Consider the following 15,634-nt stretch of genomic DNA (forward strand, 5'->3'; position numbering starts at 1 on the left):
GGGGCCTGCCTCATCGGCGGCGTCGTTGCGCTGTTCAACGGGCGCTGGGTCGACATGATCGTGGCGTTGGTCGTGGCGATGCGTGCGGGCTTCATCGGCAACTGGGCTGTCAAGGCGCAGGAGGGCATCAGCGAGTCGGGGCGCGAGACACTCCCGGACATCGACCGCGCGATCGACTGGCTGCACGCGGGCGAGTTCCAGTCCGCAAATGTGGCGGCGCGCGGCGCCGCAACTCGTTCCGTCTTGGTGGCGACAAGGGGCTGCTGGCCGTAGCGCTGACGATCCAGTCGGTGACATTGGCCGCGACGCTCGACACCTCCGGTGCGCGGAAAGCGCTGGACGAGGCCATGCGGCTGCTTGCAGCTGCCCCCCCCGCCGGATGCCGGTCGGAATCGAGCGGTTGGAGGACTTTCACAGCCTCATTCAGCGAGAACTCATTCGCGGGTTGCCCAGCCCTGAGCGCCTGGTGTCGGAGTTCCTCGCGCAGAACGAAGAGTAGGAGGTCGCGCGACAGGTCAGGCGGAGTCGACAGGGCTCGAGCCAACTAGGCTCGCGTCTCCGAGACGAGCCTGTCGCGTTCGCCTCTGCACTGCTCAAGCTCGATCGTCGCGAGGGACAGGCTCTCCTCGACCCAGTCGTCCGACTTCGCTGCGGTCTTGGACCGAGCGGCGGTGTCGTCCCCGCTCAACTGCGTGGTCAGCTCGAGCCAGACCGGGAGGGCCCCGAGGTCTGCGACCAATCCGACCAGTCGCAACTCGAGCGCGAGCGCATCCTGTACCCGCTTGGGCAGCGAGGCGAAGCGGATCCGCGCGCCGGCGGCGGGTGCGAGGACCGTAAGCGCGGGCTCCACGATCGTGTTGTGCAATTCGCGGCCTAGGGCCATCGCGTCCTGGACCGCCCTGAGCTGGCGATCCTCCCACCCGTAGGCCTTGGCATAGGCGCGCTGAAGCTCCTGCAACTGTGCCTGCTTCTGGTCGAGGCGCTCCGACTCCTCCGCAGCCTCCTCGCGATACTTGCGGCCCTTGAAGGCCAGCACCGAGCCCGTCGCGAGCAGTACCGGAAGCGCGGCCACAGAACCGAGCACGATCGTGCCGCCCGCGATGCCGGCGCCGCCGACCGCCAATGAGCCTCCTCCGAGCCAGGCCAGGGTGGCGCTCGTGGCTGCGGCGCCTGAGAGCCCCGCGATGGCGGTGCCAGTCGACGCCGTCGCCGCGGCGGAAACGGCGGTGAAGAGGCCGGCCGCTGCACCAGCGCCAAGGCCTGCTCCCGCTACCGCGCCCGCGGCGCCCTCGGCGAGGGTGCGCTTGACGAAGGAGTTGGTCTCAGCGCGGTGGGTCCCGATGCGTGATGCGGTCGTGTCGCCGACCGCCGCGTGATCGGCGCTGCCGACTCCTGGCAGGGTTGCCGGCCAATCGACTCGGGCCGCGGCCTCGACGAAGGGCTCGACCAGGCGCACGACCGCGCGGTCGAACACCGTGCTGACATTCTCGAGCTCGAGACGCACCTGTTCGCTCATAGCCTGCGCCGTCTTCTCGAGTTGCATCCGACGCACCTCGTTCTCGACGTGGACCTCTCCGGCGAGCAGGCGGAGGGCCGTGTTGCCCTTGATGTTGGACACGACCTTCGCCTCGGTCGCCTTCTCGAGTGCCTCTTCGGTCTTGCCCAGCGCCTTCAGGAGCATGGACCGGTGGGGGCCGCTCGGATTGGACTTGCCGCTTTCGATTCTCGAGATCGCAACGCCTGCGCTCTTGGGGCTGGTCGCGCTGCCATAGCCGGCCCTCAGGCCCAGTTGCTCCTGCTTGAGATTGCGCTCCAGGCGCCAAGACTTGAGTACTGCGCCCTGGGCGATGAGTCGCGGATCCCGACTCGTGCGTTCGGTCATGTTGACTCCATCTCGCTTAGGGGCTAACTTGATGTTAAGTCGATGTTGGATCGACCCGCGGGGTAGCCCTCGCATATCAGTGAGCATAACAGGAGGCTTGTCATGTCCGTTGTTGCATTCCCGATCGACCCGTCCAACTTCGAGCCGCAGGCCGACCGCGCCGAGGGGGCAGAGCGCCACGCCCGCAAGCACGCCGGCAACGACGGTCGCTTCGCCGAGTTCGTGGACGCGGTGCGGACCATGGTCGCGATGCTCCGCGACTACCGGGCGGGGAAGTTCACGATGTCGTGGACCGAGGTTGTCATCGTGATCGGCGCCCTCGCGTACGTCGCAAACCCGTTCGACGCGGTGCCGGAGGCCCTTCTCGGCCCCGCAGGCCTCGGCGACGACGTCGCCGCCGTCCTCGCCGCGGTGGGCGCGCTGGGAGCGGCGATCCAGCGCTACATGACCTCGAAGCGCTGAAACCGCCAGCCGCCAACCCGCCTACAGAAACGGAGCATGCCATGACCACCACGAACGCCCGCACCGCGGCGCCGGCAGGCGCAGCCCACAAGTCCCTCACGTTGCTCGACGCCGCCATCGAGACCCAGCGTCCTCTGGTCGCGCGCCACATCGCGGCGCTCCGCAGGCGGAAGCCCAGCGCCACCCCCTCCGAGGTGGTCCGCGGGCTCGAGAAGGCCTACATCGCGTCGCTCTCCGCCTCTGGCGCCGCGATCGGCGGCACCGCGGCCGCGCCTGGCGTCGGAACGAGCGTGGCGGTGGCCCTGACCGCCGGGGAAACCGTCGTCGCGCTTGAGCAGGGCGTCCTGCTGGCGCTTGCGATCGCTGAGGTCCACGGCATCAGCATCAGTGACGTCGAGCGACGGCGCACGCTGGTCATGTCCGTGCTTCTGGGGAGGGGCGGGCCTGCCGTCATGGCCCGCGCGTCCGAGCGCATCGGCAAGCATTGGGGACGGCAGATTGCCCAGTCCGTCCCGCTCGAACTCATCAAGGAGCTCAACAAGGTCCTCGGCCGCCACTTCGTCACCCGCTATGGAACGAAGCAGGGCATCGTCGTCATCGGCCGGCTCGCGCCCTTCGGAGTCGGAGCAGCGGTCGGGGGCGCTGGGAATGCGGCCATGGCGTGGGGTGTGGTGCAGGGTGCGAGGCGCGCGTTCGGAGCCCCGCCGCGCGCCTGGTCCGTCCCCGTCTACCGGCGCGGTTCCGCGACCCCCGCGACCTCCGCCTTCGGGTTCAGCGCGGCGTGACCACGAACACCGCGCCGGCGTCGTCGTGGGGAAGGCTGGGGCTTGGATTTCAGCCGAGGGGGAATCGGCGCCCACCGACGCCGAGCGCCGCCTGGACTCCGCGCTCGATCATGCGCTCGCGGATTTGTCCTCGGGCGGAGCCTGCGACTTCAGCGCTTTCGGCGGCCTCCGACGCGGCGCTCATCGACCGCGTCCCGGACTCTCGACCTATTGGACCTACCGAAATGAGATTCGCCTAGGCCTCCACGGCCACCGGCGGCCGCACCTGGCCGGCGACCTCGACGATCGCGCCGAGCGTCACGTCGCGCACGCTCACGTCGAAGCCGATGCGGCGGCTCACCGCGGCGCCGATCGCGTCCAGATCGACCCGAAGCTCGAACTCCTCGGACGAGAGCGGCCGAGACGTGAGCGCGTGCTCCGGCAGCGATGCCGCGTCTCTCACGGTCGCCAGCTTCTCGGCCACCCCGTCGGCGAACCGGTCCGTGGGGATGTGCGGGTGCCACAGGAGTTCAACCTTCGCCACGAGCCTGGCGGTGAGGATTCCCCGGTGCGTACGCGTCTCGCGCACCACCGCGAGCACGGGCAAGGTCAGGTCGAGCGGCGGGAAGGCGCGCTTCAGCGCATGGTCGAACGCGACCTCGACCTCGTCGGCGGAGTTCACCCGCAGGTCCTTGACGTCCGACTTCTCGAGCAGGAACGTGCGCAGCTCCTCGATGGAGAACTCGATCCTCATCGCGCGGCCTCCTCGGCGATCACGAGCCCCTCCTCGACCGCCAGCCGCCCCTCCGCGGTCGCCCACGCGAGCACGCCCTCGAGCCGGCCGCGCACCCGCGCGGTGAGCCGGCTGAAGTCGAAGACGCGCGCCGTCTCGCGCATGAGTTCCTCCGCCTCGATGCCGTGCGCGCTCCGGGCGACGGACGCCATCGCGTTGGCGAGCTCGTGCGGGGAGACCTCGTCCAGCGGGCGGTCCACCCCGTCCGGTGTGGGCCGGAAGCCCGCGTAGGACTCCGGAGTGACCCCCTCGGGCCACACGAAGGTGCCCAGCGGGGTGCGCTCGCGGCGCTCGCGCGGCAGCGCGGCGAGGATCGCATCGATCCGGGTGCGCCGCACCGTGCCCAGCCCGCAGCGGTTGGCGACGATGCGCGCCAGGCGCGCCTCCTCGACCGGACCTTCGATCTCCACGACCGCGAAAGCGGCCTCCCTCACCCGGGCGGTCGCCGACCGGGAGGGCAGTTCGTCGAGGATCGACACGTCGAGGCCGGGCTGAGGCTCGTCCGAGGCGGGCACGAACCCGGCGTCCGGCGAGTCCTCGTGGACAGGGGGAGCGGAGGCGGCGGCGGGAGCGGGAGCCGCGACGTGGGCTCGGATCGGGGCGTCCGCCGATGCGTCCAGCGCAGCGTCGCCGGCGGCGGCCTCAGCGGACTGCGCACCGGACTCACCGGCACCGGCGTCTCCGGCGCCGGCGTCACCGGCACCGGCGTCACTCGTCGGGCCGGCCGCATCCGCATCCGCCTCCGCAGCGGCCTCGGCCTCGCGCGCGTCCTCGTCCCGCGCGGCCGCCTGGGCGGCCGCGACGAGCCGCGCGAGCACGTCCTCGCGGGCGTGGAGCCACGTGGGCAGGTAGACGCGCTCGACGCGCCGCCAACCCATCCGCCCCACCAGCACGGCCTGGGGGAGCGCGTCGCGGTCGCCCACCGTGCGGCGCGCGCGCCATCCGGGCCCGTCGAGCAGCACGGCCACCCACGGCGAGCCGGCGTCCACCCGCATCGCGAGGTCCACCGTGAACGAGGACAGGCCCACGTGCTCGCGCACCTCGAGCCCTCGCTCGCGCAGGGCGTCCCGCACCTCGTCGCGGTGCAGGTCGGACGCGCCCAGCGCGCCCAGTCGCGCCTGGTCCGAGCCCGCCTCCTTGGCCCGCGCCAGGTAGTCCTTGAGGTCCAGGAGGGCGGCGGCGGAGGTGCGGCGCTCGTCGATGTCGTGCGGCTCGAAGGACGCGAACATCACCACCTCGCGACGCGCGCGCGTGATGGCGACGTTGAGCCGCCGCTCGCCGCCGGCCCGGTTGAGCGGGCCGAAGTTGAGCGGGAGCCTGCCAGTCTCCGGATCCACGGAGAACGCGAGCGAGAACATCACCACGTCGCGCTCGTCGCCCTGGACGTTCTCGAGGTTCTTCACGAACAGCGCATCGGCCTCGTCCTCGCGCTCCAGCGCGGCGGCCACGCGCGGGTCGCCGCACTCCTCGAGCCGGGTCAGCAGCAGGTCCGCCTGCTGCGCGTTGAACGTGACCACGCCGATCGAGGCGTCCGGGTCGTCGGCGAGGCGCGCGCGGATGTCGGCGACGATCGCATCGGCCTCGATCGCGTTGGTGCGCGTGCGGCCGCGGTCGAACACACCGTCCACGCGGCGGAAGGACACGCCCATGCCGGCGCGGCGCCCGGGCGGGCCGGGGAAGCTCGACAGGCGGCCGTCGTAGTAGCGCTCGTTGGAGAACGCGATCAGGGACTCGTCCTCGGAGCGGTAGTGCCACGTGAGCCACAGGCGCGGCATCCGCACCTCGACCGCCTCGGACAGGATGGACTCCTGGTCCGGCGGCGCGAGCACGTCCGCGGCAGGCTCGAAGCCGGCGTCCGGATCGTCGATGTTGACCTGGGCGAAGGACGTGGGCGGCATCTGCCGCGAGTCGCCCACCACGATGACCGAGGCGCCGCGGCCCATCGCGCCCACCGCGTCCGCGACGCGGATCTGCGAGGCCTCGTCGAAGATCACCACGTCGACGTCGAGCGCGCCGTGCGGCAGGAAGCGCGCCACCGAGTGCGGGCTCATCAGCAGGCAGGGCGTGACCTCGCCGATCACGGAGCCGTACTTCTCGAACATGCCGCGGATGGTGAGGCCGCCGCGCTTGCGCGACGCCTCGCGGTCGAGCTCGCCCACGCGGCCGCGGAACCGGCCCGGCTCGAACGAGCGGGCGGCGACGATGCGCGCCGGGAGCTCGGCCAGCAGCTGCTTGCGCACGTCCTCCCCCGAGGACAGGAAACGCTGGGCGAGGCTCGCGCGCCGGGCGGCGTCGAAACCGGCCAGCCCGGTGGTGTCGAGCCGCTCCTCGAGCGCGGCGCGGGCGATCGCGAGGCGCGCGAGGCGGTCTAACTCCTCGGCCTCGACCTCGCCCGCGAGGACCGCGTCCGCGAACGCGCCCAGGTGGCACGCCCGCAGTCCCGCGCACGCGTCCATGAGGCTCACCCAGCGGGTGAGGCGCACGAACGAGGCGCCCGCCGCATCGGCCTTCCAATCGCCCAGATCCGCCTCGAGCGCGGCCAGCAGCGTGCGGTCCCCCTGCCAGCGGGCGATGGCGGCGTCGTCGGCGCCCACCAGGGTGGTCAGGCGGTCCCACGCGTGGGCGAGGCGGGCCAGGACGGCGCCGCCGGCGGCGGTGGGGGCGGGGGCCGATGCGGGGGCAGCGGCGGAGCCCGCCGCGCCCGGGCCGTCGAGGCTCGGCAGGGTCGCGAGCGGGGCCGGGGCCGCGGGCATGCCGGTGCGCGCGGCGAGGAAGCGTTCGGCCTCCTGGGCCACATGGTCGCCCGCGTGCGCGAGCGTCGCCGCGGCGTGCAGCGTGCGTGCACGGTCGTGGGGGAGCGAGGCGGTGGCGGGGTCGAGCGGGTTGAAGTCGCCGGGCAGGCCGAGTCCCGGCACCTCGAGCACCTGCCGGGCCGCGGCGCGGGCCACGGACTGCGCGTCGAGCGCGGCCCGCAGCATCGCGGTCAGGCCGGCCAGATCCGGCTGGGCACCCTCGGCGAGCACCGCCCGCAGCGACTCGACCACGGCGCGCCGCCGCCGCTTCTTGAACAGCTTGCCGTCGGCCTCCTGGGCCGCGGCGAGCGGGCCCTCGAGGTCGAAGCCGAACACGCCGGGAGTGAAGGCGGCGAGGGGCTCGCCCGCGTGGGCATGAGCCGCTGCCAGCGCACGCTCCGCCTCGCCGAGCAGGCGGCTCCACTCGTGGGTGACCAGCGGCCGCGCCTCGCGGGGCGTGGGAACGGGGCCGCGGGCGAGCGCGTCGAGCCAGGTGACCAGCGCGCCCCATTCCTGCGACGTCCTCAACTGGCGCACGATGTCCGCACACGCATCGGCGGCGAGCGCCGCAGCGGCCGCGGCCACCTCGTGGACGCAGGCCTCGAGGTCCTCGGCGTTCCCGCGCACGTCGACCCCGCCGCCCGCGAGGGCCCACCGGTGCCGCGCGGGGTTCTCGGCCAGAATCTGCAGCGCCTCCGCGGCCGTGGGCGCGGCCGCCCTCGCCGCCGCGGCGGCCTCCGCATCGTGCGCGACGGCCGGGTCCGCGGCGGGTCCGCGCGCCTCCTCGCCGAACGCGCCGAGCGCGAGGATGGTCTGCCGCGCGGTCCACGCCGAGTCGCCCGCGGGGCCCTCCGCGTGCAGCGCGTCGGGGTACTGCGTGAGACCGGAGACCAGCGACGCGTACTGCGACCGCAGCGCCTCCCAGGCGGCCGGGTTGGACTCGGCCGTCGCGTTGAGGGCCTCGCGCAGCTGACGGCGCACCTCCGCGGGGGTCTGCGTGCGGCCGTGGACGTCGAGCGCGAACGCGCCGATCCCGCTGGACTCGAGGCGCCGCTTCACCACGCTCAGCGCCGCCTGCTTCTCCGCGATGAAGAGCACGCGCTTCCCGGTCGCGAGGAGGTGGGCGATCATGTTGGTGATGGTCTGCGACTTGCCCGTGCCGGGCGGTCCCTCGAGCACGAACGAGCGGCCCTCCGCGGCCCACTGGATCGCCTCGAGCTGCGAGCCGTCCGCCGGGATGGGCAGGAACGCCTCCGATTCGAGGGACGCGTCGAACGCCGCCTCGTCGACGCCGTCCCCGAACGAGTCCGTGGGCGTCTCGATCATGTGCCGGACCACGGGGTTGGCGGCGAAGGCCTCCCAGTTGGCGCTGAGGTCCTGCCACATCTGCAGCGTGGAGAACTGGATGATCGCGAGGCGCGCGACCTCGTCGACCCGGAAGTCGAGGCGCGCGTCGAGCAGCGCGAGCCGGATCTGCTGGAGGGCGTCCGGCAGGTCGATGCCCGAGGCATCGGTCTGCGGCTCCTCGTACGCCGGGATGGTGAGGTTGAACGTGAGCCGCAGCTTCTCCAGCAGGCACTGGTTGGGCACCGCGTACGCGCCCTCCTCGATCTGCAGCGAGAAGCCGCGGGTGCGGGAGCCCACCAGGCGCACGGGCAGCAGGAACAGCGGCGCGTCGACGCGCTCGCGCGAGCCGTCCGTCCAGTTGAGGCTGCCGAGCGTGAGGAACAGGTTGTTCGCGCCCGTCTCCTCCTCGACGGTGCGCGCGCGGCGCTGCAGGTTGGTCAGCTTCGTGGGATACGCGTCCTGCGTGACCGAGCAGTAGGCGGCGCGCTCGTCGCTCAGGATGCGCGCGAGCTCCTCCGCGCTAACGTCCCGCGCCGACCGCGCGCCCTGCGCCCGGTGCACGTCCGCGATCTTGTCCTGCGGCACCAGCCGGTACTGCGCGCCCGCGGCGATCCCGTCCTCGAACGAGGGCAGCGAGCCGCTGGGGATGTGCAGGTCCAGCCCGGACGTGCGCGTGCGCAGGTTGAGCAGGGGGTTGCGGAAACTGAGGTCCAGCAGCGCGTTGCGCCACTTGTCCACGCGGGGCGGGTAGGTCTCGGCGGCGCGCTCGCCCGGTGTGGGCTGGGGGCGCTCGGGCTCGTCCGGCCGGCGCAGGACGGAGGCGGGCGCGCGCGGGGGAGCCGCGGGCGTCTCCGGGAGGTCGCGGACCTCGACGGGGGCCGATGCGCCGGGCAGCGGCCGGATGCGGCGATGGGCCGCGCGCACGTCGAGCAGGTAGCGCAGGTCGTCGAAGCGCCTGGACGTCCACTCGCGTGTCCTGGCCCGCGCGGTGTCGAACGAGCGGGGCGTGTCGCTCGCGGTGGTGTCCGTGGTCTCGACCGCGATGAGCGAGCCCGAGTCGACCAGGTTCGCGATGGTGTTGGCGTGGGTTGCCACGGGCAGCGCCAGCTCGTCGAGCTGGCCCTCGTCGGCCAGGAAGCCCGCGAACGCGTGGCCCTTCGCGAGCACCAGGACGGGGTTGAGGCCGATGAACTCGAGCGCCGCGGCATACGTGGTCGCCAGGTCGAGGCAGGTGCCGAACCGGCCCTCGAGTACCTCCGAGTGGTCGCGGATCTTCTGCCCGGTGCCCTCGAAGGACGGCGGCGGATCGATGTAGCGGATCCGGCGCGCCACCATCGCGTGGAACACGGCCCGCGCCTCCTCCACCGCACGGGTGGAGCCGCCCTGGTAGCCCAGGAAGGAGGGGTTCTGGGTGCGCTCGGCCAGGAGGTCGGACGCCTCGCCGGCGAGGTGCGCGATCACCGGGTCGCCGGGGCGCACGAAGGCAGCCAGCGCATCGTGCACGCTCGCCGCCCACCACTCGTTCCACGCGAGCACCGTCACCGGTGCCGTGCCGTGCAGGCGTCCGCGCGAGGTGTGGACGGTGAGGGAGAGGCTCGACGCCGGCAGCGCCTCGGCGACCGCGGCGAACCCGCGCGCCTTGAGGCGCATCGCGAGCTGGGTACGCTGGGCCGTGATGCCCCTGCCCGGCTCGAGCATCGCCTGGCCCAGACGCACCGGGTCCGCCAGTGCATCGTCCACCGGCGCGACCAGGTCGATCTCGATCGAGGTGACCTCGACGGGCTCGTCCGAGACGTTGCCCACCGACAGCCCGAGCAGCGGGCTCACGCGGTTGTGCGCCAGCGCGAAGTTCACGGCGTCCTGGTGGGCGAGCTGAACCTCGACGCCGAAGCCCTCGAGGGTCAGGGCCGCGGGGGTGAAGGCGCCCTGGTGCACGCCCGCGGGCTGGTGGCGCACCTGCACGGCGGGGGTCGAGGGGTGGGCATCGGCGGACTGCGCAGGCGTGGGCTTTCCGGGCGCCGACGCCGTGGGCGGCACCTCGTCCAGCAACGAGGCGAGGCCGCGGATCGCGACCGCGGCTTCGACCGCGCCCGTCCCGTGTACCAGCAGCGCGGCCGTGTCGACGCCACGGCGGGCCGACTGCCGGTCGAGTGGCTCCCGGTGCGCCCACTTGTTGCCCAGCGTGCGCAACTCCGACGCCCAGGCGAACGCCTCGTCGGGCACCTTTCCGCGAAATACGACGCGGTTCTCGGTGAGCACGCGTAGTAGGAAGCGAGGGTCCTGGGGTGAGTGATGAACGGGCTTGCCCCGCTGCGCCTCGTCGCGCGCTTCAAGGAGTGCGACCCAGTCCTTGCCCGGCGCCGATGCGGCCATGACCTGCTCGACGAAGGCGCCGACGGGCTCGATGATCGCATCGAGCGTGCGTCCGACGATGTCGACGGGTGTGGTCACGTCTGCCCCCAAAGGTTGGCCGGCTCGCCCCTCGCTCGCCCTTGTCCGGCAGGGTAGTGGGGGTGCCTGACAAGGGGCAAAGTGCCGACCTCGCGGGCCCGTCCAGGCCCAGTTAGAGTCCCGTCATGAGCATGCGTGCAGGGGGTGTGGAGTCCCGCTGGCAGGGCGCGTTGACGCTTGGCGACATCCTTGGCGCGGCGGGCTTGGACGAGGCGGACTCCGCCCTGGTGATTCGTCACACCTTCAAGGAGGAGGGGCTTCAGACGCCCAGTGACGCGACGCCCGAGGGCGTCCTCGAGTACACACGACGACAGTGGGTTGCGACACTCAAGTTTCCGAAGGACCCGCCGCGATGGTGGCTCGTGTTCCTCGCAGACGGGCGACGCCGGTCCCGGTTCTACCGCGCGTACGAGAACCGCGGTGAGACACACAGGGATCATGAGTATCGCTGGTTCGACCTCGGCGAGGCGGACCTGCTTGGCTCGCTCGCCGGGCGGCTCGTGATCGACTGGTCGAAGGACACCATCAACTGGGCGAAGCGTGGATCGCGCGCTGAGGGCTTCCCCGTGATCGAGATCTCCGATCCGGAGACGGTGCCGTTCCCCGGTTTCGATCGGATCGAGCTCTCGTACGCCCGGTTGCGCGAGGTCATGGAGGACTCGCGATACGCGTCATGGCGCACCGCACTGGGGGCCGTCCAGGGGATCTACCTCATCGCGGACCGTCGCACCGGCAGGCTCTACGTGGGCAAAGCGGAGGGAGCCGAGCGGCTCCTGGGGCGCTGGCGAACGTACGCGCAGACCGGTCACGGCGGCAACGCCGCGCTGAGGGACGCGCTCGGGGTGGACCCGGAGCACGCGCAGCACTTCACCTGGAGCATCCTGCGCGTGTTCGGCACCAACACCACGCCGGACGAGGTCGACGCGGCGGAGTCGCACTTCAAGCGCACGCTCCTGTCCCGGGAGTTCGGCTACAACCGCAACTAGCGGCTGCGCCCGTGGCCACGTCCGCACCCCCGGACCAAAGTCCCTTTCATCCCTTTCCTCGAGTCGTAGCGTCGAACGAGGAGGCGTGTCATGGACGACATCCGGGTGCTCGAACCGTCAGGCCTCGACGCCCTCATCGCGGAGCTCCGCAATCGGGGCTTCCGCGTCGTCGGGCCGACCGTCCGCGGAGACGCGATCGTCACGGCAGACCTCACCACCGCCGAAGACCTGCCGCGCGGCATCGGCGACGAACAGGAAGCCGGCAAGTACCGGCTGAGGCGCCGCGACGACGACGCCTACTTCGGCTTCGCCGACCCCGCCCAGTCGACCAAGCCGGTGTTCTTCCCTGCCGAGGAGGTCGTCTGGCGCGGTCGGCGCGAGACCGGCGAAGGCGAGGGCGACGCCGGCCACTTCACCGTCGAGCGCGACACCCCCGAGCAGCGGCCCGTCGCGCTCCTGGGCGTCCGCAGTTGCGACCTCCGCGCCGTCCAGATCCACGACAAGGTCCTCGCGAACCGCACGTTCCGCGACGCCCACTACGAGGCCCGCCGCGCTGGCACCTTCACCGTCGCCGTCGCCTGCGGCGAGCCCGCCGCCACCTGCTTCTGCACCTCGATGGGCACCGGCCCGCGCCCGGCCACGACCAGCCCCGAGACCGGTGAGCCCGCCTACGACCTGCTGCTCACCGAGGTGCTCGAGCCCGAGCACCGCTTCATCATGGAGATCGGCACGGAGCAGGGCAGAAGCGTCGCCGATGCGATCGCCGCCGCCCCCGGCGCCGCCGAGGACAAGCGCGCGGCCCTGGAGGTCACCGACGCGGCCGCCGCCCGCCAGACCCGGGCCATCGACACCGGCACCATCCACGACGTCCTCCGCGCATCGGCCGAGAGCCCCCGCTGGGACGACGTCGCCAGCCGCTGCCTCGCCTGCACCAACTGCACGCTCGTGTGCCCCACCTGCTTCTGCACCACCATCCAGGACACCAGCGACCTGGCCGGCGCCAGCGCCGAGCGCCACCGCGTGTGGGACTCGTGCTTCTCCGAGAACTTCAGTTACATCCACGGCGGCCCGCTCCGCGGCGACGTCAAGGCCCGCTACCGCCAATGGATCACCCACAAGCTGTCCAGCTGGCAGGACCAGTTCGGCATGCTCGGCTGCGTGGGCTGCGGGCGGTGCATCGCCTGGTGCCCTGTGGGCATCGACATCACCGAGGAGGCCGCGGCGCTGGGGAGGATGGCTGTCGCGAGCGCGTGAGCGAGGCCCCCGATGCGCTAGTGCGACTGCAGCTCGGCGGCGCGGATGCGCGAGGACTCGTACAGCGGCACGAACTCGGAGACAAAGAGGTCCCAGTTCTCGAGTAGTTCCTCGCACCCGACATTCGGGCGCTTGTACGACGGCTCGGTGCCGCGGATCCGGCTGAGCAGGTCGCGAAGGCGGCCCACCTCGTCGGCCAGGCCCAGGTCGCCCATGAATCCCACGTACATCTCGATCGCGTTGTTCGTGGGATACCAGGTGATGAGGTTCGCCGTCGGTGCTGTCACGTAGCGCCTCGACTTGGCGGCCTCCTGAATATCCCAGCCGCGTCGGCCTGCCAGCGCGTGGAGGAGGTCGCCCACCCTCTGCGTGGCTGGGCTGGAACGTCGTACGTGCTCGCTCAGCGGAAGGTCGTCCTTGCCCTTGACTGCGTCGGCTGCCGTGGTCTTGCCGATCACTGTCGGCGCGATCACGTGCGCCGAGCCCGACGAGTGACGACGGATCGCGATGCCCAGGACCTCGGTGTCCTGCATCTGCTCGTTGAGGAACTCGATGATGCGGGCCAGTTCGCGGGGAATCTCATCCGCCACGAACAGTAGCCGGAGCCTGCCCGCCTTGAGATTGCGGTCGACTCTGCGCCAGAAGTCCTCGGCCACCGCTGCGGACTTCTCCGCCGGCACCTGCAGGAGTTCCGCAATGCGCCTCGCGGCGGCTTCCTCTCCATCGTGCTGCTCGGCAAGCCACCCGCGAAGTCGCGACACCGGCCAATAGCGCACGCTGTTCGCCGCGTAGTCGAACATCTGGCCGACCACCTCGCGGCGGATCCTGGTGTCCGAGCTGCGCTTGACCTCCACGATCGTGGGAATGCCGTCCTGGTCGACAAACAGATGGTCGACGCAAAACCGGTCGGGCTCCCCATGCCCCGTCGCGAGCCCCGGCTCCCGGGCGATCGGCAGCCACCTCCGCGGGTCCTCCGGGTCGAGCAGGGCGCCCGGAATCAGGTCGGGGTATCGGGCGATCAGTGACTGAAGCTCGTCCTCGTTCACGTAGGCACCCGGGGACATCTCGCGCAGTTCGCCGTCATCGATCAGGAACATGCCTTCGGTCATCGTCGAACCCCCTCGCGGACACCGTAGTGGGTGCGGACGGGCTGCCGATACGTGGGCCTGCTCAGGGCTCAGAGGCGACCTTCGGGCGATCGTCCACGGCCGCCTGAAGCGGTCCGAGCGCCTTGCGAAGTGCCGTGATCTCCTCGCGGAGGAGTTCAACCTGAGCGCGTGTCGCGGCCTGCTCCGCCTCGTTCTCGGCCGCGACGCGCTCGACCAGCCACGAAGCAATCGACGCAGTGACGACACCGAGCACCGCGATGCCGCCGATCATCAGGGCGATCGCTACCGCCTGTCCAGTACCGGTGACGGGCACGGAATCGCCGTAACCGACGGTCGTGATCGTGGCGATGGCCCACCACAGGCCATCGCCGAAGCCCGAGATGGTCGCGTCGTTCGCGCCGCGCTCGGCATCCGTCACGGCGAGAGCCGCGACGAAGACGAGAAGCACGGTGCCGCCGACGACGTACGTCACCACCCGGCCGCGCAACGAGTTGGCGCCCGCCCGGGAGAGGATGGTGACGAGGGCGATGAGGCGGAGCAGGCGGAGGGGTCGGAGGACCGGAAGGACGATCGCGAGCAGGTCGACGACGTTCGAGCGAACGAACCGCCAGCGGTGCTCGGAAAGGAGGAGGCGAACCACGTAGTCGACGCCGAACCAGACCCATGTAGCGGTGACGACCAGCTCGCATGCCTGGGCGGCAACCGGGTCGATCTGGGGCCACATGATTGGAATCGCGTAGGCCGCCAGGAACACGAGTGCGGCGCCCGCGAGCGGCCATTCCATGCGCCGCTCCCACGTCTGGAGTCTCGACATCGGGCGATTGTCCCAGCGAGGGGTCGCGCACAGGCGGGACCTTGGCCGTCGACCGAGGTGCCGCTACCTCTCGACCGCGCGCCGCAGGTCCTTGACCAGCGCCACCAGGTGCATCGGATCCGACGGGCTGGATATGAAGCCCGGGAGGGCGCGCAGGTAGAAGGCGCGCGCCGCATCGTCCTCCGCGTGGACCAGCAGGCCGCGGTAGCCGATGCGCATCGACACCTCGACCGTGCGCAGCACCACGTCCGCCAGCAGCGCGTGCCCGAGCCCCCGCCGCTCGTGGTCGATGTCGACCGCGAGGCGGGCGAGCAGGGCGAACGGCTGGGGATGCCGCCCGGCGCCGCGCGCGGCCCGCGCCGGGACGTCGGCGAATGCCACGCTCGCCATGGCCCAGGCGTAGTACGCGACCACCTCCGACGAACCCGCCGGGGTCACCACCATGGTGTGCGCCGTGCGCGCCGCATGGGCCTGGCGCGCGTGGTCGCGCAGCCACCCGGTCTGCTCCTCCGACCGCGACGTGAAGCCGTCGAGCACGTCGTCCGGGCGGAGCGTGCGAGGCCGGAGATACACGGCGGTCAGTCGACGAACGGTGAGGGGCGGTCCAGCAGCGCGCGCAACCCGGCAAGGTCGCGCGGCGGACGTGACAACAGCTCCTCCCACGCCTCGGTCTCGACGGCGGACAGCGTGAACTGCGTGCGGTCGGCGAGCGCACGCTGCGCCGCGAGCCTGAGGTTGGTCGTGGCGAAGGTTGACAGGTCCGTGCCTGCGGCGGCCGCGGCGCGCGCGAAGAGCTCGCGGTCGACCGCGGACACCCGGAACTCGACGCGCTGGTCCTTCCGGGGTGCGGTGGCGGTCATGGTGACTCCTGGATCTCGCTGTACGGACAGTGTACGGCGACCAGCGCAGGGCGAGGAGGGGCTGTGGAGGCACGCCGCGAGCGCGCGCCCGGATGCCCGACCGGCCCCGGACCAAGGTCC

General features: G+C 71.8%; 12 protein-coding genes. 5 read left to right on the top strand and 7 right to left on the bottom strand.

What is annotated here, in order from left to right; translation table 11 throughout:
* The coding region (locus tag AOM03_RS12775; protein WP_162197246.1) for a hypothetical protein at window positions 1–273 on the top strand (273 nt) is incomplete at its 5' end.
* 271 nt (window positions 274–544) lie between these two features.
* On the opposite strand, the gene AOM03_RS12920 is transcribed toward AOM03_RS12775, so the two are convergent.
* Entirely contained in the window at window positions 545–1,882 is a 1,338-nt protein-coding gene (locus AOM03_RS12920; RefSeq protein ID WP_062377033.1) for a helix-turn-helix domain-containing protein, read from the bottom strand.
* A 102-nt stretch (window positions 1,883–1,984) separates the two neighbouring features.
* Between AOM03_RS12920 and AOM03_RS00015 the strand changes: the two genes are divergently transcribed.
* Window positions 1,985–2,344: a YkvA family protein gene (locus AOM03_RS00015; protein WP_062377035.1), complete on the top strand. Its 360-nt coding sequence runs from the start codon at window positions 1,985–1,987 to the stop codon at window positions 2,342–2,344.
* 41 nt (window positions 2,345–2,385) lie between these two features.
* Window positions 2,386–3,129 carry a hypothetical protein gene (locus tag AOM03_RS00020; protein ID WP_062377037.1) on the top strand — a complete coding sequence of 248 codons (744 nt, stop codon included), beginning with the start codon at window positions 2,386–2,388 and terminating at the stop codon, window positions 3,127–3,129.
* A gap of 235 nt (window positions 3,130–3,364) precedes the next feature.
* Here the strand turns inward: AOM03_RS00020 and AOM03_RS00025 are convergent, their stop codons facing one another.
* Window positions 3,365–3,862 carry a hypothetical protein gene (locus tag AOM03_RS00025; RefSeq protein ID WP_062377039.1) on the bottom strand — a complete coding sequence of 166 codons (498 nt, stop codon included), beginning with the start codon at window positions 3,860–3,862 and terminating at the stop codon, window positions 3,365–3,367.
* Complete coding sequence (gene proA, locus AOM03_RS00030) at window positions 3,859–10,491, bottom strand: anti-phage protein ProA (RefSeq protein ID WP_062377042.1); 6,633 nt, start codon at window positions 10,489–10,491, stop codon at window positions 3,859–3,861. The genes AOM03_RS00025 and proA overlap by 4 nt, the downstream gene beginning before the upstream one ends.
* A 125-nt stretch (window positions 10,492–10,616) precedes the next feature.
* On the opposite strand from proA, the gene AOM03_RS00035 reads away from it, so the two are divergent.
* Together AOM03_RS00035 and AOM03_RS00040 are read left to right on the top strand one after the other, a co-directional pair.
* The gene (locus AOM03_RS00035; protein WP_227589814.1) at window positions 10,617–11,477 is read left to right on the top strand and encodes a GIY-YIG nuclease family protein; all 861 of its coding nucleotides are present in this window, start codon (window positions 10,617–10,619) and stop codon (window positions 11,475–11,477) included.
* A gap of 90 nt (window positions 11,478–11,567) precedes the next feature.
* Window positions 11,568–12,731: a 4Fe-4S dicluster domain-containing protein gene (locus AOM03_RS00040; protein WP_062377044.1), complete on the top strand. Its 1,164-nt coding sequence runs from the start codon at window positions 11,568–11,570 to the stop codon at window positions 12,729–12,731.
* Window positions 12,732–12,748: 17 nt separating this feature from the next.
* On the opposite strand, the gene AOM03_RS00045 is transcribed toward AOM03_RS00040, so the two are convergent.
* From AOM03_RS00045 to AOM03_RS00060, 4 genes are all read right to left on the bottom strand, one after another.
* On the bottom strand, window positions 12,749–13,840 hold the full coding sequence (locus AOM03_RS00045) for a PDDEXK family nuclease (RefSeq protein WP_156157548.1): 1,092 nt from the start codon (window positions 13,838–13,840) through the stop codon (window positions 12,749–12,751).
* Between the two features lie 61 nt (window positions 13,841–13,901).
* A complete protein-coding gene (locus AOM03_RS00050) occupies window positions 13,902–14,624 on the bottom strand; it encodes a potassium channel family protein (protein ID WP_227589816.1) in 723 nt (240 codons plus the stop codon).
* Between the two features lie 93 nt (window positions 14,625–14,717).
* Window positions 14,718–15,227 (bottom strand): GNAT family N-acetyltransferase, encoded by a 510-nt coding sequence (locus AOM03_RS00055; protein ID WP_227589818.1) that lies wholly within the window; start codon window positions 15,225–15,227, stop codon window positions 14,718–14,720.
* 5 nt (window positions 15,228–15,232) lie between these two features.
* Window positions 15,233–15,514: a type II toxin-antitoxin system TacA family antitoxin gene (locus AOM03_RS00060; protein WP_062377052.1), complete on the bottom strand. Its 282-nt coding sequence runs from the start codon at window positions 15,512–15,514 to the stop codon at window positions 15,233–15,235.
* Window positions 15,515–15,634 lie beyond the last annotated feature (120 nt).

It is taken from the genome of Demequina pelophila, from assembly GCF_000971175.1.
Classification (GTDB): domain Bacteria; phylum Actinomycetota; class Actinomycetes; order Actinomycetales; family Demequinaceae; genus Demequina; species Demequina pelophila.